The following is a 17,124-nucleotide window of genomic DNA, read 5'->3' on the forward strand; positions in this document are numbered from 1 at the left end:
GCGTGGCCAACGACTGGCAGTTCCCACCGTTCTCGCCACCGCCGTTGGAGGAGGGCACCCAGCGTTACGTTCTGCTTGATGGCGCGCAGTGCGAGCAGCCCCTGCAACTGCTGCGCGCGCTGCCCTGGGCGCCGCTGCCCCTGTTTGACGGCCTGCTGGCCGATGGCACGGATGACGCCAGCGTGTTCCTCGCGCGCCTGCCGCGTGGCCTGGAGCTTGACGGTTTCCTGCAGCGTGCGGCGTCGTACGCGCGTTCTCCGGGCCTGCTCAGCCTGATCGACACGGCATTGCCTGCGGAAGAGCTGCAGCAGCGGCTGCAGAGACGGCTGGACGCCAGCTACCCGAACGGCAAGCTGTTCCTGGCCCGCTTCTTCGACGCGCGGGTGCTGCCATGGTGGGTGCAGGTGCTGGACGCGGCGCAGTGCCGGGCCTTCCTGGCGCTGGGAGAGCGCTGGTGGTACCTGCGCCACGATCTGAAATGGGCGCACCTGGAATTGCAGGACAGCGTGCAGGATCCGCACGATCCTCCCTGGGTGCTGGAGGCGGCGCAGCGGCACGCCCTGATCGATGCCAGCTACCCCTACACGCTGATCGATCACTTCCAGCTCTCCGATCCGGAGCTGCTGGCGCGGCTTCCCCGTGCGCGCTGGTATACCTTCTTCCGACGGGTGGTGGCCACGGCCGCGGACGTCGGCATCGAGGACAGCCGACGGCTGGTGATGGTGTCGACCTGGGCGCTGCTGGCCGGTGTCGATCTTGGCGAGGATCCCGCATGGCGGCTTCGCCTGCAGGACTTCGCGGCGGGGCGGCGCAGCGCTGCCGATATCGGTGACGAAGTGTGGCCGCTTGAAGAAAGCTGGGACTGAACGGAGCGCGATCGGAATGATGGGCAACAAGTACCTGTGGTGGAGCGCGCTGGCGGTGATCGCGCTGCTGGTGGTGGGCGTCGGCTGCAGCCGGGCGATGGCGCGCGGCAAGACGCCGATCATGTCGTTGTTCGCGTTCAACTACAGCCCGTATTACCTCGACGATGTAAGGGTGGATGGGCAGTTTCTGGGAGGAGTCGGTGGATACACCAACGGTGGCTCCGGCATGGCCCCGCGTGCGCCCCGAGGCAAGGGGCCGCACAGCGTGCGCGTGCGCTGGATCGAGGCCAACCGATACGATCTGGCCACCAACCGCTATCTGGATGAAGGGCACCGCGTGCCGCGTGAAGCCGTGGTACCGCTGAAGATGCCCTATCCACCCAACCCGGCCACCTTGCTGCTGCACTTCTATGCGGACGGTCATGTCGAGGCCGAGCTGCTGGACAAGGGCGTGAACAAGTGGGACGTACGGCGCATGCCAGTGCCGAAGGAGCACAAGGACCATGACCAGTATTGATCCGACCGCGATTCCCGGTCAGGTGGATCTTGAACCGGGCACCCCGGATCCGGTCGCCCAGGCCGAGGGCACGGCACGCACTGCGCGACTGGCCCGCGGCACACGTCCGCTGAGCGATGCCGAGCGCCGCCGTCGCCAGGAGGCGATGTGTGGCACCGTGCCCGACAAGGAAGCGGCCACTACGGGATGCACGCAGAGCCTGCACCTGGCCGTATTCTTCGATGGCACCGGCAACAATCGCGATGAGGAGCTGAACAAGGCCCAGGATGAGCGCGCATTGTCGAACATCGCCCGCTTGTTCATCGCGCACAAGGACGACACACGGAACATAAAACGGCAGTACCTGTCCGGCGTAGGAACACCGTGCCCGGAGGTCGGTGATACGGGGGGGCTGCTGGGGCTGTCCATCGGCAAGGGCGGGCGCGAGCGCATCGACTTCGCGCTGCAGGCGCTGGACGAGCTGATAGACAGCCAGCCCGAGCCGATGCGCATCCTGGTGGTCAGCGTGTCGGTACTGGGCTTTTCGCGCGGAGCGGCTTCGGCACGCGCGTTCGCCCGCGATCTGGCCGCGCGCTGCCGACGCCAGGCCGATGGCACCTGGCTGTACCGCGAGCGTATTCCGCTGCGGATCGGATTCATGGGCGTGTTCGATACGGTGTGCTCGGTGTGGCCCAGCCTGACGGCGGCGGCAGTGAACTACCGCAATGGGCATACCGGATGGGCTGAAGGCATGACCATACCGGAGATCGTGGAGCAGTCGGTGCACATGACCGCCGCCCATGAGCTGCGCGGCCAGTTCCCCCTGGATTCCACCCGCGAGCATGCCGAATACCCCGCCAACACGGTGGAAATATGGTTCCCGGGTGTGCACTCGGACGTGGGCGGTGGCTACGATCCCCAGCACCAGGGGCGCCGGAACAGCATCGCGCGCTTTGCCCTGAACGAGATGTATGACATGGCGCAGGCCAGGGGGGTGCTGCTCAACCCGATCAGTCGCCTGGAACAGCACGTCAAGGCTGAGTTCGACAAGCAGGATCCGGAACTGCAGGCGGTGTTCAACGCCTATCTGCAGGCGGTGCGGGTCAAGCGTGGACGCATGGAGGACGTGCAGGCGTCGCATATGGAGCTGCTGTATCGCTGGCTGCGCGTGCGCGTGGCACGTGGTGACCAGTTGCCGTCGATGCAGCGGCTTGCTGCACGCGAAGAGGCCCTGCGCGAACAGGTGCGCACGCTGCGCCGACGGCAGTCGCAGCTGCCATCGCCCTGGGACAACGACAACCTGCATCTGGCCGACCAGGGCAATGCGGAGAAGACCGCCGAATGGAACCGGGTGTCAGACGAGCTGAAGGCGCGCAACGATGAGCTCTCTGCGGTACGCAAGCAGCGCCGGGGGCTGGAGAAGGAGAACGACACGCTGCTGGACAAGATCGTCAGCCTGCGACGGCGCCGGGAGCGCGGCAGAACGCTGACCATGGCCGAGCGGGTCACTCTGGAATCCTGGGACAATACGACCCTGCTGCCGCCGGACGTGGAGACCTTCTTCGACGGGTACGGTCATGACTCGGTGGCGCACTGGTTCATCGGCAACCTGAGCCAATGGCGGGTGCTGTACTTCGGCGCGACCAAGTACACGCCCGGCAAGGTCGAGGAGACGGCGGATACGCGAGAGGCCGTGCCCGGCTGAGGGGGCAGGGTACACTGGCCGGCGCAGCCCTTGCCGTGCCGTCGATTGTGAGACCCGTGACCCGCCTGATCCTGTTGTTGTCCTGTTCGCTGCTGGCGGCCTGCGCCAGCGCGCCTGCGCCTGCTCCGGTCCCGTCGGATGCGCTGTGGAGGCTGATCGAGCGCGATTGCCGCGGTGCCGATGTGCCGCGTGGCGCCTGCCTGCAACGGGACGCGACCGCGGCCCGCCGCGATGTGCTCATCAAGGATGCCCATGGCGACTACCAGTTCCTGCTGATGCCACTGGACAAGGTCAGTGGCATCGAGAGCGCTGCCCTGTACCAGCGCGGTGCGCCGAACTACTTCGCGGCCGCTTGGCAGGCCCGCGGGCATACCGAACAGGCACTGGGCCGCCCCTTGCCGCGCAATGTCGCAAGCCTTGCACTGAACTCGCCGCACGGCCGTTCCCAGCATCAGCTTCACATCCACATCGACTGCCTGCGCGCCGATGTGCTGCAGGCGCTGGACACGCACGCCGCGGCGGTCGGAATGCAGTGGGCGGCGTTGCCCGTGCCGCTGCGTGGCCATCGTTACGTTGCGCGCATGCTGCCGGGAGCAGAACTGCGTGCCAATCCATTGAACCTGCTCGCCTATGACCTGAGCGGGCTGCCCGATGTCGGCCAATGGAGCCTGGTGGTGGCAGGCCGCGAGAATGTGCTGGGAGGCCCCGGCTTCATTCTGCTGGCGACCCGCCTGGATCCCGCGACCGGCAACGAGGCCAGCGGCGAGGAGCTGCAGGACCATGCGTGCTCGGTACTGACCGGGGCGGATGCGGCGCTGGAGCGGGTCCGCTAGTCCGGGCGGACCTGTTGTCGCCAGCGCGGCGCGGTCAAGGCCAGCAGTTGCCGGTCCTGCCAGCCATCGATATCCAGATGGTGATCGCGCAGCAGGCCTTCATGCTCGAACCCCACCGAGCGCAGTGCATCGACGAAAGGCGTGCTGCTGGCCACCGGAAGCAGGGTGAACACGCGATGCAGTCCGACCTGGTCGAACAGGAAGGGGCACAGCGCCTGCAACGCCTGCGAGGGATGCTCGTGGCTGTGCTGCATTGAACGCAGCTCGGCGCAACGGGCGTGGGCGGAGTGCAGCTGGATCTGCAGTTGATCATGCAGCATGCCGTGCCGGTCATCGAACACGCCCAGCAGCAGCTGGTCGTTGTCCTGCTGCAGGCGCGAACGGTGGACGCCTGCCAGGAAGCGCGCTTCCTCGTCGACGCCTGACGGGCGGAAGATGCCGCGGCTCCTTCGATCGTCGAAGGCGCGCCAGCGTGGCAGATCGGCGCGGTTGAACAGGCGCAGGGTGATCGGGGCCGCCTGCAGCTGCACGAGGTGTTGGCGCAGCACGGGGCGGAGCGGCGGAATCGGAGGGCCGAAGGAACAGGTCGTCATGGCTTGACGATGCCCGTACATGCGCCGCCACACCATCAAGAATGTTGTAAAACGCACGTTGTCAGCGCGCGGTGTCACTTATCAGGTTCCGGCATAAGCCCATCAGGCCTGGTCATTTCCGCTGAAACTGTCCGTTCGGGACACTTTCGTTACGGGATCGTTATGCGTGCACAGGCCGCCGCGTCCCGTCCAATCGTCCAACTCCCCCAGGAAGCCCATGTCCGCCTCTCCCCAGGCGCTGCGCCATCGTCCGCTGGTGCTCGCGCTGTCGTCCCTGATGCTGGCCTCGTTGCCCGCCTTCGCGCAGGAAAGCGCACCTACATCGCTGCAGGAAGTGAAGGTCACCGGTTCGCGCATTCCGCGCGCCAGCGTTGAAGGGCCGTCGCCGGTGACCGTGATCAGCCGGGAGCAGATCGACGCACAGGGCTACCGCAATGCATTCGACGCCCTGAGCGCGCTGACCGAGAACACCGGCAACGTGCAGGGCGAGGATTACGGCAATACCTTCACCCCGGCCGCCAACACCATCAATCTGCGCGGGTTGGGGCCGAACCGCACGCTGGTGCTGGTCAACGGTCGTCGCCAGTCCGACTATCCGCTGGCCTACGAAGGCTCGGTCAACGTGGTGAACCTGGCCAACATTCCCAGCGCCCTCATCGAGCGTATCGAAGTGCTCGCCGGCGGCGCTTCGGCCGTGTACGGTTCCGACGCCATCGCCGGCGTGGTCAACATCATTCTCAAGGAGCGCTACGACGGCGTGGACATCAACGTACGCGCCGGCGGTACCGAGCAGGGCGGGGGAGACAACCAGCGCGTGCAGGTGGTGGGAGGTGGTGCCGGTGAGCGATGGGAAGGCGTGTTCGGCTTCGAGCTGGGAATCCGCAAGGCCATCCACGCACGCCAGCGCGATTTCATGGACTCGCTGGACGATGATCCGCGTGGCACGGTCCCGCAGGCCACGGCCATCGCCTATCGGCGCAATGCAGCCACCGGCAGGAACATCGACCCGGGCAGTGACGGCTGCGATGCCGCTTCCGGGATCTACGGCGGGAGCGTGTTCCGCGCCACCAATCCGCGCCTGGGCAGTTACTGCGGCAGCAACGAGGCCGCCGCCAGCTACTGGACCGTGCAGACTGAAAAGCGCAACCTCGATGGCTATGGCCTGCTGACCTTCCACCTGGACGAACGGACCGATCTGTTCGCCGACCTGGCCGTGGGCAGCGCCACCATCTACAACAACACCCGTGCCCCGACGTGGACGTCCGCACGCAATTACTTCTACAACCAGAACAGTGGTGAACTGGAGAGCTGGTATCGCCGGTTCGCACCGGAAGAAGTGGGCGGCCTGCCGCGCAACGCCAATCGCTTCCTGGAAAAATCGTGGTCGTTCAACGTCGGTGTACGCGGCCAGCTGGGTGACAGCGACTGGGACTACGAGGCCGTCTACAGCCGCTCGCGCTACGAGAACCGGACGCGGCGGCCGGTGCTGCTGGCGGGAATCAACGAATACCTGCTCGGCCCCACACTGGGCGTGCGCGACGGGGTGGAGGTCTACGCGCCGGATCCGGCACGGCTTTACCAGCCGCTGACGCCGGACGAGTACGGGCAGTTGTCCGGTTACCAGGAGAGCCGCAATGCGGCGTGGCTGCAGACCTTCAGCGCCAGCGTCAACGGCCGCCTGTTCGAACTGCCCGGGGGAGACGCGGCGCTGGCGGCCGTGGTCGAGGCCGGCAGCCAGGGGTATCGCAACCGACCGGACCCGCGGCTGGGAACCGGAGAGTTCTGGAACACGAGTGCCGGCGTTGGCGCAGGAGGAGAGCGTGATCGCTATGCGGTGGGCGCCGAACTGCAGCTGCCGTTGCTGCCGCGCCTGACCGCCACGCTGGCGGGCCGCTACGATCAGTACCGGGCCGCAGGCGAACACATCGGCAAGGCGACGTGGAGCTTCGGCGTGGAGTTCCGCCCGCTGGACAGCCTGTTGATCCGTGGCACGGCCGCCACCAGTTTCCGTGCGCCGGACATGAACTACGTGTTCGCCACTGAAACCCGCGGCTACAACCCGGGCATGACCGATTACTGGCGGTGCCGTACCGCCGGTCAGCCGTATGACGACTGCGACTTCAACGGGCTGTCCATCGACTTCAGCAACCGCGCCAATCCGCAGCTGCAACCGGAAACCGCCAAGTCGTACGGCTTCGGTGTGGTCTGGTCGCCGCTGGCAAGCCTGGATTTCAGTGCGGACTACTACGACATCCGCATCGACAACGAGGTGACCAATCTCGACAGCAGCCGCATCCTGCGCGACGAAGCCGATTGCCGCCTCGGCCGTACCCTGGGCGGCGAAGTGCGCGATATCGGTTCGCCGCTGTGCCAGGACGCGCTGGCCCGCGTGATCCGTAATCCTTCCACGGCGGCGGTGCAGCCGGACCAGGTCACCCGGGTGCTGATCAATCCGATCAACGCGGCATCCGAGTCCGTGCGCGGCATCGATCTGAAGGGCAACTGGCGTTTCGATGCCGGGCGGGCGGGGCGCTTCACCACGCGCCTGGCCTACACCGTCGTGCTTGAGCATGAGTACCGGCAGTTCGCCGATGACGAGGTGCGTGACATCCGCAATTCCCTCGACGACTGGCAGTGGCGCAGCAAGGTCAACGGCAGCGTGACCTGGAACCGCGGTGACTGGACCGCGACGGTGTACGGCAACCGCTATGGCTCGCTGCCGAAGAGCGACGGCAGCGGCCGCATCGGACCGTACATGACGTACAACGCAAGCGTGTTCCGCACCTTCGGCGACAACCTGTCGCTGGGTGTCATCGTCAACAACCTGCGCAACAGCCGGCCGCCGGCGGACCGCAACGGGGGGGGCTGGCCGTTCTATCCGGTCGGCAACTACGACCCCTATGGCCGCCAGTTCTGGGTGGAGATGGATTACCGCTTCAACTGAGCAGCGCAGGTGGGGCGCCTCTTCGACTCGCGTCTGCGGCGAGCGGAGAGGCGTCGCTTGGTGCCTTCACGACGCGCGGACAGTCGTCACAGCCATCCGCAATCACGCTTACGGCAACGCCTGCACCAGATAGGATTCGATGACGTAGCTGAAAGGTTGCTGCTGGCGGTCGCGCAGCAAGGCGCGTACTTCCAGGATGATGCCGTGGTCGCCCTCGCCACGGGGGGGCCAGAAGGTCTGGTCGGCTTCGGTCTCGCGCTGGAAGCCCAGCGGGCCGACCACGCGGCCGAAAGGCTCGTCGGTGCTGTCCAGCACCTGGTTCATCGCCGTACTGAGATGGCCGGGCAGGTACCAGTTGTCGGCCTCGGACAGCACGCGGTTCCCGCACACCAGCTGCACGCGGCGGTAGCGCAGCGCGGCGCTGGAGTCGGCGCCCAGTGCCTGCAGCACCTCGGCCGGGGCCTGCTTGTCATCGCCATGGATGCGCACCGCGCGGACGCGGGCCTGCTGGGCCAGGCCGTGTTCGGCACACCAGCTTTCCAGCGTGGCTGTGGCGCTCTGCCCGGACAGCACCAGCTGATGCAGCCGTTCGACCAGCGCCGCCGGGGCGATCCGCTGCTGGCCAGGCGGTGCCTGCGGCGGCGGAGCGCCGACGGCATCGCTGGCGGACAGGCTGGCGATCGGCGCGGCGGCAAGCAGTGAAGCGGCCTGCCAGCGGCGGATACGATCGTGGCGGTCGGACGGGCCCATGCGGCATCACAGCGGAAACAGGTGTCTATGGTACCCGTTCAGCGCTGTGTACGGCGCACCCGCCGCGCCCCTGCTCCCGGCGGTATTCATCGAACGGGCTCATACCGGCTCGCGCTGCACCTGCTGCCACAGCTCGCTGGCCAGCGCACGCACGGCATCATCGGCGTCGCCACGGTGCAGCAGCCCGATCTCGTAGTTGTCGATCACCGGCAGGTTCCGTTCGCCGTCGATGATGCGGTGTCCGCGGCCCACTGCCCGGCGCGGCAGCAGGCTGATGCCGATGCCATCGGCAACCGCGCCCTGGATGCCGCTGAGCGATGAACTGGTGAAGGCGATGCGCCAGCGCAGGCCGAGTGCTTCGACCGCCTGGATCATTTCGTCGCGGTACAGTCCGCGCGGCGGGAAGGTCACCAGCGGCACAGGCTCCTGCAGCAGGCAGCCACTGCGCAGGCTGTCGATCCAGTGCATGGGTTCACGCCGGCAATGCACGGCCTGGCGGCTGTTGCGGCGCTGCTTGACCAGGACCAGATCCAGTTCGCCATGATCGAAGCCGTGGGCCAGATCGCGGCTGAGGCCGCTGCTGATCTCCAGCTTCACCTGCGGATGGCGGCGGCTGAAAGCGGCCAGCATGCGCGTGGTCTGCGCGTTGACGAAGTCCTCGGGCACGCCGATGCGGACCGCTGTTTCGACCGTGGCGCCTGCCAAGGCCTGCGCCATTTCCTCGTTCAGGTCGAGCATGCGCCGCGCATAGCCCAGCAGCGTGTGGCCGGCGTCGGTGGGCTGCACATCGCGATGGCCACGCTCGAGCAGGCGATGACCGGCCAGCTCTTCCAGACGGCGCACCTTCTGGCTGACCGTGGACTGGGTCGAGTGCAGGCGGGTGGCCGCAGTGGTGAAGCTGCCGCAGTCGGCCACCATCACCAGGGCCCGCAGCAGGTCCAGTTCGAACAGTGACCTATTCGATTTTGAACTTTCTTGCATTTGAACATTTCATTTCTGGATACTCGTGGCGACTTCTACCATGCGGCCAAGGTACCGGCAACGTCCGGCCGACTGATTCCGGAGGGTTCATCATGCACCTGCAACACCGCTGTCTGCGCTGGGCTGCGCCCTCACGGCGCGCGCTTCTGCTGTGCCTGCTGGCCGTGGCATTTCCGGCCTGTGCCGCAGACCCGTCCGGCCAGGCCGACGTGCGGTTGCGGGAGGCCGCCAGCCGCGGCGATGCCGGAGCGGTGCGCCAGGCACTGGCCGATGGCGCGGCGTTGGAAGCGCGCGACGCACAGGGCCGCACCGCGCTGCTGCTGGCGACCCATGGCAACCGCGTGGACGCGGCGCGCGTGCTGATCGAGGCGGGGGCCGATGTCAACGCCAAGGACAGGCTGCAGGACAGCGCCTACCTGTACGCCGGTGCGCGCGGACTGGACGGAATCCTGGCCTTGACCCTGAGCCATGGTGCAGACCTGAGCAGCACCAACCGTTATGGCGGCACCGCCCTGATTCCCGCCGCCGAGCGTGGCCACGTCACCACGGTGCGCATGCTGCTGCGTGCGGGCGTGGCAGTGGACCACGTCAATCGACTGCAGTGGACGGCGCTGCTGGAGGCGATCCTGCTCGGCGACGGAGGGCCGCGCCACACGCAGATCGTGCAGCTGCTGCTCGAAGCGGGCGCCGATCCTGAGCTGGCCGACGGCGAGGGCGTGACGCCGCTGGCTCATGCGCGCCAGCGCGGATTCGCCGCGATCGAAACCCTGCTGCGCCAGCATGGCGCGACACGCTGATATCTGCTCCTTCCATTCCGCACGCTGGCCGTGCCCATCAGGATGTTCTCCATGTTCTGTTTCCGCCCGTTGTCCCTTGCTGTGCTGTTCGCCTGCGCACCGCTGTCCGCTGCTGCAGCCGAACGTGCCGATCTGCTGATCCGCAATGCCACCGTGGTCGATGTGGAGCACGCCCGCACCCTGCCGGGGCAGAGCGTGGTGATCCGCGGCGAGACGATTGTTGCGGTCGGCCCTGACGCAGGGCTGGAGGGCCAGTGGCGCGCGGACCGGCAGCTGGATGCGCAGGGGAAGTACCTGATTCCGGGACTGTGGGACATGCATGTGCACTTCGGTGGAGGCCCTGCGCTGATCGAAGAGAACAAGGCACTGCTGCCGCTGTACGTCGCCCATGGCATCACCACCGTGCGCGACTGTTCGGGTGATCTGCCGCAGCAGGTGCTGCAGTGGCGTGGCGAGATCGCCGCCGGCACACTGTTCGGTCCACGCCTGCTCAGCTCCGGCGCCAAGATCGAAGGCATCAAGCCGGTCTGGAAGGGGACGATCGAAGTCGGCAGCCGCGCCGATGCCGATCAGGCGATCACGCGCCTGCAGCGCGACAAGGTCGACTTCGTCAAGATCACGGACAGTACGCTGACACCGGAACTTTTCCTGTACTCGGCCGCCGCCGCGCGCAAGGCAGGATTCAGGGCATCGGGCCATATCCCAATGGCACTGACCGTGGAGCAGGCGGTCGATGCTGGCCTGGCGTCGATCGAACACCTGGACTATGCGTTCAAGGCGGGCAGCAGGGATGAGGCGCGGATTGCAGCCGATTTCGGCGCCGGACGTATCGATCGTGCGGAAGCCAACCGGCAGCTGGATGCCAGTTTCGACCGTGACACCGCGATGCGCGCGTATCGTGATTTCGCCCGTCGAGGCGTGTTCGTGACGCCCACACTCAACGGCGGACGCATTCTCGACTTCCTCGACCAGGACGATCATGCCCACGATCCCTATCTGGCCTACATCGGCCCAGGCCTGCGTGCCACCTACCAGTGGCGCGTGGAGCGTGCGGCCAAGGCCACGCCGGCACAGATCCAGGCGCGGCATGCGCAGTACCGGCAGGTGGCCGCGGTGCTGCCGATGCTTCAGGAAGCGGGTGTGACGATCATTGCCGGCACCGACGCCGGCTTCCTCAATTCGTTCAACTATCCCGGGATCGGACTGCACCAGGAACTGCAGCTGTTCGTGCAGGAAGGGCTGACACCGCCCCAGGCCCTGTCAGCGGCCACGCGGTCTGGCCCGGCCTGGTTCGGGCAGATGGACCGCTACGGCAGCGTGGCCACGGGCAAGGCCGCGGACCTGGTACTGCTGACCGCCAATCCGCTGCAGGACATCGCCGCGACCGGGAAGATCGACAGCGTGATCCTGCGCGGCCACGTGCATGATCGTGCAGCGCTGGACAAGATGCTGGCCGACACCCGTGCGCGCGTGGCCGCGTGGAACGATGAAGCAGACAAGGCCCGATCAGCGGACTGAACGCAGTCATCGTTGTAGTGATGAGGGGAACGGGGGAGTCGCCACGCGTTGCTGCGGGCACTCCCGACCGTTCCTTCGTTCGTTTTGCGCTGCGCAAAACGAGCCTGAAGCGTCAATTTGGATCGCATTTTTTTCCCGTGAAAACGGGTGTTCCAGCGTAATGACGTGCCAACTGCGTCACAGAGCTTTCAACGACCTGCGCGATGAAGGCCGCATGCACGCGATCTGCATGGAACGTTCACTTCGACGCGGTGTATACCCTCCCGCAGCGGACGGGGAGCAATGGCCGACGTCCGACGGCCCTGACCGCGTCGCTGAACGCGCGTCGGCGATTCCAGACAAGAGGACTGTCGTTCATGCATCTGCATCTCGCGCCCACGCTGTAGCGCTGCATCGCACCACGACCGGGCGCGTCGCATCGCTGCATCCGGTCGCCTGAAGAATCCGAAGCACGTATCCGACAGCAGGCGATTTGCCCGTTGGCGGTGGCTTCGCGCGAAAACATATCCATTCCGTGCCGCCGTGCCAGCGTGATCGCTGTGCGTGACGTCGTTGTGCGCATGGCGGTGCGCCTGTAGAGAGGAATGTCCCATGGCCATCCGCGTCAAGGTTGTCCCGGCAAGCGAATCGATCAGCTCCGATACCGCCGCCACCACCGTCCGCAATGATGTCGTGACGCTGCAGCAGAGCAGCAATGTCGCACTGGACATCGATCCAGACCAGGTCGCCGGCTACGTGAAGGACGGCCAGGATCTCGTGGTGCAGCTGAAGACCGGCGAGAACGTCCGCATCGTCAACTTCTATGCTGAAGGACAATCGCCCAGCCATCTGTTCCTGGTGGATGACAAGAAGCTCGTGGCCGTCGATCTGCCGGTGGTGGCCAGCGATGGGCCGTTGGCGGCGAGCTATCTGCCGCAGGAGACGCTGGCTGGATTCGACTCGCTGACGGCAGCGGGCGCGGGCGCGGGCAGTGGCATCAGCGGCGCGATGGTGCTGGGCGGGCTGGCCGCGGTCGGCGCAGCGGTGGCGTTGGCCGACAGCGGCGGCGGTGGCGGTGGCGGATCGCCGAATCCACCGCAGAATCCCCCGGTACCCGATACCACGCCGCCGGCCGCACCCACCGGGCTGGCATTCAGTGCGGACGGCCGGACGCTTACCGGCAGCGGTGAAGTCGGTGCCACGGTGCGCGTCGATACCAATGGTGACGGGCAACCTGATGCGACCGGAACGGTGGGTGCCGATGGGCGATTCAGTGTCACCCTGTCGCCGCCGTTGACCAACGGCGAGAGCGTCAGCGTGACGCTGGTCGATGCCGCCGGCAACGTGAGCGGACCGGGGCAGGCGACGGCCCCCGATACCACACCGCCTGCAGCGGCCAGCAACGTGGTGGTGGCTGACGACGGCAGCAGCATCAGCGGCAGCGGTGAGCCGGGAGCAACGGTGGGCGTGGATACCGATGGCGATGGCCAGCCCGATGCCACCGTGGTGATCGGCGGCGACGGCCAGTTCACGGTGCCACTGGATCCACCGCTGACCCAAGGCGAGACGATCAGCGTGGTAGTGACCGATCCGGCCGGCAACAGCAGTCCGCCGGTCACGGTGCAGGCGCCCGACTATCCCGACGCGCCGCTGGTGAATGCCAGCAATGGCAGTGTGATTTCCGGAACGGCGGGCGCGGGCCTGACCATCCTGCTTACGGATGGCGATGGCAATCCGATCGGCCAGACGGTAGCGGATGCGAGCGGCAACTGGAGCTTCACGCCGCCTGCGGCGCTTGCTGATGGAACCGTGGTCACTGCCGTGGCCCAGAATGCGGCCGGCAATACCAGCCCCGCCACGTCGATCACCATCGATGGCGTTGCGCCTGCCGCACCGGTCATCGATCCAAGCAACGGCACGACGATCAGCGGTACCGCCGAGGCCGGCAGCACGGTGACCCTCACCGACGGCAATGGCAACCCGATCGGCCAGGTCACCGCCGATGGCGATGGCCACTGGAGTTTCACCCCGGGCACGCCGTTGCCGGACGGCACGGTGGTGAATGCCACCGCAACCGATCCGGCCGGCAACACCAGCGGCCAGGGAAGCATCACGGTCGATGCGGTCGCGCCGTCCACGCCTACCGTGGAGCCCAGCAATGGCGGCACGCTCACGGGCACCGCCGAGCCCGGAAGCACGGTGGTGCTGACCGACGGCAACGGCAATCCGATTGCGGAAGTCGCCGTCGATGGCAGCGGCAACTGGAGCTATACCCCCGGCACGCCGCTGCCCGATGGCACGGTGGTCACGGTGGTTGCCCAGGATGCCTCAGGCAACAGCAGCCCGCCGGCAACGGTCACCGTGGATTCGCAGCCGCCTGCCGCGCCCATACTCGAGGCCAGCAACGGCACCACGCTCAGCGGAACCGCCGAGCCCGGCAGCACGGTCACCTTGACCGATGGCAACGGTAATCCGATCGGGCAGGTCACCGCCGACGGCAACGGTGACTGGAGCTTCACCCCGGCCACGCCGCTTCCGAACGGCACCGTGGTCAACGCCAGTGCCACGGACGCCACCGGCAACACCGGCCCCGGCGCCAGCATCATCGTTGACGCGGTCGCTCCGGCCGCCCCGGTCGTCCTTCCCAGCAACGGCACGAGCATCAGCGGTACGGCCGAGCCCGGCAGTACCGTGACGCTGACTGACGGCAGCGGCACTGCGATAGGCCAGACCACCACTGACGGCAACGGCAACTGGAGCTTCACCCCGGCCACGCCACTGCCGGACGGTACCGTGATCAATGCCACCGCCACCGACGCTGCAGGCAACACCGGCGGGCAGGGCGGCACCACGGTGGATGCGGTGCCACCGGCCGCGCCTGTGCTGAACCTGAGCAACGGCAGCGCAGTCACTGGCACCGCCGAGCCTGGCAGCAGGGTGATCCTCACCGATGGCAATGGTGATCCGATTGCCAGCGTAACGGTGGATGGAAGCGGCAACTGGAGCTACACGCCCGCCACGCCGCTGCCCAACGGGACGGTGGTCAACGCCGTGGCAGTGGATGGCTCCGGCAACGCCAGCGTCGGCAGCAGCGTCACCATCGACTCGCAGGCGCCGTCGGCGCCCGTGCTCGACGTCAGCAATGGCACCCTGATCGTAGGCACCGCCGAGCCGGGAAGCACGGTGACGCTCACCGACGGCAATGGCAATCTCATTGCGCAGGTCACCGCCGATGGCTTTGGCGACTGGACCTTCACTCCGGCGACGCCGCTTCCTGATGGCACCGTGATCAACGCCACGGCCACCGATGCCACCGGCAACACCAGTGCGCCTTCGTCGATCACGGTCGATGCCGTCGCACCTGCCGCACCCGTGGTCAACCCGAGCAATGGCATCACGCTCACTGGCACGGCCGAGCCGGGCAGTGTCGTCACGTTGATCGATGGCAGCGGTAATCCCTTCGGTCAGGCCCCGGTCGACAGCAACGGCAACTGGTCGTTCCCGCTCGCTACGCCGCTGCCCGATGGCAGCGTCGTCAGCGCGACCGCCACCGATGCCTCTGGCAATACCAGCGGCGCGACCAGCATCACCGTGGACGCGCTGCCACCGGCGACGCCGGTGCTGAATCCCAGCAACGGCAACACGGTCAGCGGTACCGCCGAGCCCAACAGCACGATCATCCTCACTGATGGCAACGGTGGTCTGATCGCGGAGGTCACCGTCGATGGCAGCGGCAACTGGAGCTACACGCCGGCCACCCCGCTGCCGGATGGCACCGTCGTCACGGCCGTGGCGGTGGACGCGGCAGGCAATACCAGTCCGCCGGCCACCGTCCCTGTCGATGCCAGTGCGCCGCCGGCGCCGGTCATCGATCCCAGCAACGGCACCACCGTCAGTGGTACTGCCGAAGCTGGCAGCACGGTCATCCTGACCGACGGCAGCGGCAATCCGATTGGCCAGGTCACCGCCGACGGCAGTGGCAACTGGAGCTTCACTCCCGGCACGCCGCTGCCGGACGGGACGGTGATCGTGGCGACCGCCACCGATGCCACCGGCAATACCGGCCCGCAGGCGGCCATCACCGTCGATGCGCTGCCGCCGCCGGCCCCTGTGGTCGACCCGAGCAATGGCACGACGATCACCGGCACCGCCGAGGCCGGCGCCACGGTGATCCTCACCGATGGCAGTGGCAACCCGATCGGGCAGACCACGGCCGATGGCAGCGGCAACTGGAGCTTCACCCCGGCCACGGCACTGCCTGACGGCACGGTGGTCAACGCGGTCGCGCAGGATGCGGCCGGCAACACCGGCCCGCAGGGCAGCACCACGGTCGATGCGGTGGCGCCGCCAACGCCGGTCGTCAATGCCAGCAATGGCAACGTCCTCACCGGTACCGCCGAACCGAACAGCACCGTGACGCTGACCGACGGCGACGGCAATCCGATCGGGCAGGCCACTGTCGATGGCAGTGGCAACTGGAGCTTCAGCCCCGCCACGCCGCTGCCCGATGGCACGGTGGTCAACGTCACCGCGACCGATGCCGCAGGCAACACCAGCGCACCGGCAAGCACCACCGTCGACAGCTCGCTGCCCTCGATTCCGCTGATCGATCCCAGCAACGGTTCGGTGATCAGCGGTACTGCAGATCCGGGCAATACGGTCATCATCACCGATGGCAGCGGCAACCCGATCGGCCAGGTCACGGCTGATGGCAGTGGCAACTGGTCGTTCACCCCGGGCGTACCGCTGCCCGATGGGACCGTGGTCAACGTGATCGCGCGCAGTCCTTCGGGTGTCGACAGTGCGCCGGCGGCCATCACCATCGATGGCGTTGCGCCGCCGGCGCCCGTGATCGATCCCAGCAATGGGGTCGAGATCAGTGGCACTGCAGAAGCCAATGCAGTCATCGTGCTGACCGACGGCAGCGGCACTCCGATCGGGCAGACCACGGCCGATGGCAGCGGCAACTGGAGCTTCACCCCGGCCACGCCATTGCCCGACGGCACGGTGGTCAACGCCATCGCAACGGACCCGGCCGGCAACAGCAGTGGCCCGGCCAGCATCACCGTGGATGCGCTGGCACCGTCGGCACCGGTGATCAACGCCAGCAACGGCGTGGTGATCAGCGGCACCGCCGAAGCCGGTGCGATAGTGATTCTCACCGATGGCAACGGCAACCCGATCGGGCAGACCACGGCCGATGGCAGCGGTAACTGGAGCTTCACCCCCGCCACAGCGCTGCCGGACGGCACGGTGATCACCGCGGTCGCCCAGGATGCGGCGGGCAACACCAGTGGCCCGGCAAGCACCACGGTGGACGCGGTGGCACCGCCGGCACCGGTGATCGACCCGAGCAACGGCAGTGTGGTAAGCGGTACGGCAGAAGCGGGTGCCACGGTGATTCTCACCGATGGCAGCGGCAACCCGATCGGGCAGACCACGGCCGATGGCAGTGGCAACTGGTCGTTCACGCCCGGCACGCCGCTGCCCGATGGCACCGTGATCACGGCGGTGGCCCAGGATGCGGCAGGCAACGCGAGTGGCCCGGCCACGACCACCGTGGATACGGTGGCGCCGCCGGCGCCGGTGCTCGACCCGAGCAACGGCAGTGTGGTGAGCGGTACAGCCGAAGCCGGTGCCACAGTGATCCTGACCGATGGCA

The 17,124-nt window shown here is 67.1% G+C and carries 11 protein-coding genes; 8 read left to right on the top strand and 3 right to left on the bottom strand.

Going from position 1 to position 17,124, the window contains the following annotated elements:
- The first annotated feature begins 2 nt into the window (after positions 1-2).
- The 4 genes from AC06FB_RS14685 to AC06FB_RS14700 are packed head-to-tail and all read left to right on the top strand — an operon-like array spanning position 3 to position 3,900.
- Positions 3-866: a DUF4123 domain-containing protein gene (locus tag AC06FB_RS14685; protein ID WP_193395925.1), complete on the top strand. Its 864-nt coding sequence runs from the start codon at positions 3-5 to the stop codon at positions 864-866.
- Positions 867-882: 16 nt separating this feature from the next.
- Positions 883-1,383, top strand: coding sequence for a hypothetical protein (locus AC06FB_RS14690; protein WP_478053826.1), 501 nt, complete (start codon positions 883-885; stop codon positions 1,381-1,383).
- Positions 1,370-3,067, top strand: a complete 1,698-nt coding sequence (locus tag AC06FB_RS14695; RefSeq protein WP_478053827.1) for a T6SS phospholipase effector Tle1-like catalytic domain-containing protein — start codon at positions 1,370-1,372, stop codon at positions 3,065-3,067. Before AC06FB_RS14690 ends, AC06FB_RS14695 begins: the two co-directional genes overlap by 14 nt.
- A gap of 56 nt (positions 3,068-3,123) precedes the next feature.
- Positions 3,124-3,900, top strand: a complete 777-nt coding sequence (locus tag AC06FB_RS14700) for a CDP-diacylglycerol diphosphatase (protein ID WP_258391151.1) — start codon at positions 3,124-3,126, stop codon at positions 3,898-3,900.
- On the opposite strand, the gene AC06FB_RS14705 is transcribed toward AC06FB_RS14700, so the two are convergent.
- Positions 3,897-4,448 (bottom strand): GNAT family N-acetyltransferase, encoded by a 552-nt coding sequence (locus AC06FB_RS14705; protein ID WP_478053828.1) that lies wholly within the window; start codon positions 4,446-4,448, stop codon positions 3,897-3,899. The two genes, AC06FB_RS14700 and AC06FB_RS14705, sit on opposite strands and share 4 nt — an antisense overlap.
- A gap of 262 nt (positions 4,449-4,710) precedes the next feature.
- On the opposite strand from AC06FB_RS14705, the gene AC06FB_RS14710 reads away from it, so the two are divergent.
- The gene (locus AC06FB_RS14710; RefSeq protein ID WP_322523195.1) at positions 4,711-7,437 is read left to right on the top strand and encodes a TonB-dependent receptor plug domain-containing protein; all 2,727 of its coding nucleotides are present in this window, start codon (positions 4,711-4,713) and stop codon (positions 7,435-7,437) included.
- A 108-nt stretch (positions 7,438-7,545) separates the two neighbouring features.
- On the opposite strand, the gene AC06FB_RS14715 is transcribed toward AC06FB_RS14710, so the two are convergent.
- Positions 7,546-8,187: a hypothetical protein gene (locus AC06FB_RS14715; protein ID WP_478053829.1), complete on the bottom strand. Its 642-nt coding sequence runs from the start codon at positions 8,185-8,187 to the stop codon at positions 7,546-7,548.
- A gap of 99 nt (positions 8,188-8,286) precedes the next feature.
- Positions 8,287-9,168, bottom strand: a complete 882-nt coding sequence (locus AC06FB_RS14720) for a LysR substrate-binding domain-containing protein (RefSeq protein ID WP_262100758.1) — start codon at positions 9,166-9,168, stop codon at positions 8,287-8,289.
- Between the two features lie 92 nt (positions 9,169-9,260).
- On the opposite strand from AC06FB_RS14720, the gene AC06FB_RS14725 reads away from it, so the two are divergent.
- The 3 genes from AC06FB_RS14725 to AC06FB_RS14735 all read left to right on the top strand — a co-directional run.
- Positions 9,261-9,965, top strand: a complete 705-nt coding sequence (locus AC06FB_RS14725) for an ankyrin repeat domain-containing protein (protein WP_478053830.1) — start codon at positions 9,261-9,263, stop codon at positions 9,963-9,965.
- Positions 9,966-10,016: 51 nt separating this feature from the next.
- Entirely contained in the window at positions 10,017-11,483 is a 1,467-nt protein-coding gene (locus tag AC06FB_RS14730) for an amidohydrolase family protein (protein ID WP_478053831.1), read from the top strand.
- 591 nt (positions 11,484-12,074) lie between these two features.
- On the top strand, positions 12,075-17,124 hold a 5,050-nt coding region (locus AC06FB_RS14735; RefSeq protein ID WP_478053832.1), incomplete at its 3' end, for an Ig-like domain-containing protein.

The organism is Stenotrophomonas sp. Steno-C15 (genome assembly GCF_056393265.1).

What these genes read in the sequence shown, in the direction of transcription:
- AC06FB_RS14690 (WP_478053826.1), top strand. Translation starts at nt 883, where the DNA reads ATGATGGGCAACAAGTACCTGTGGTGGAGCGCGCTGGCGGTGATCGCG.
- AC06FB_RS14695 (WP_478053827.1), top strand. Translation starts at nt 1,370, where the DNA reads ATGACCAGTATTGATCCGACCGCGATTCCCGGTCAGGTGGATCTTGAA.
- AC06FB_RS14710 (WP_322523195.1), top strand. Translation starts at nt 4,711, where the DNA reads ATGTCCGCCTCTCCCCAGGCGCTGCGCCATCGTCCGCTGGTGCTCGCG.
- AC06FB_RS14715 (WP_478053829.1), bottom strand. Translation starts at nt 8,187, where the DNA reads ATGGGCCCGTCCGACCGCCACGATCGTATCCGCCGCTGGCAGGCCGCT.
- AC06FB_RS14720 (WP_262100758.1), bottom strand. Translation starts at nt 9,168, where the DNA reads ATGCAAGAAAGTTCAAAATCGAATAGGTCACTGTTCGAACTGGACCTG.
- AC06FB_RS14725 (WP_478053830.1), top strand. Translation starts at nt 9,261, where the DNA reads ATGCACCTGCAACACCGCTGTCTGCGCTGGGCTGCGCCCTCACGGCGC.
- AC06FB_RS14730 (WP_478053831.1), top strand. Translation starts at nt 10,017, where the DNA reads ATGTTCTGTTTCCGCCCGTTGTCCCTTGCTGTGCTGTTCGCCTGCGCA.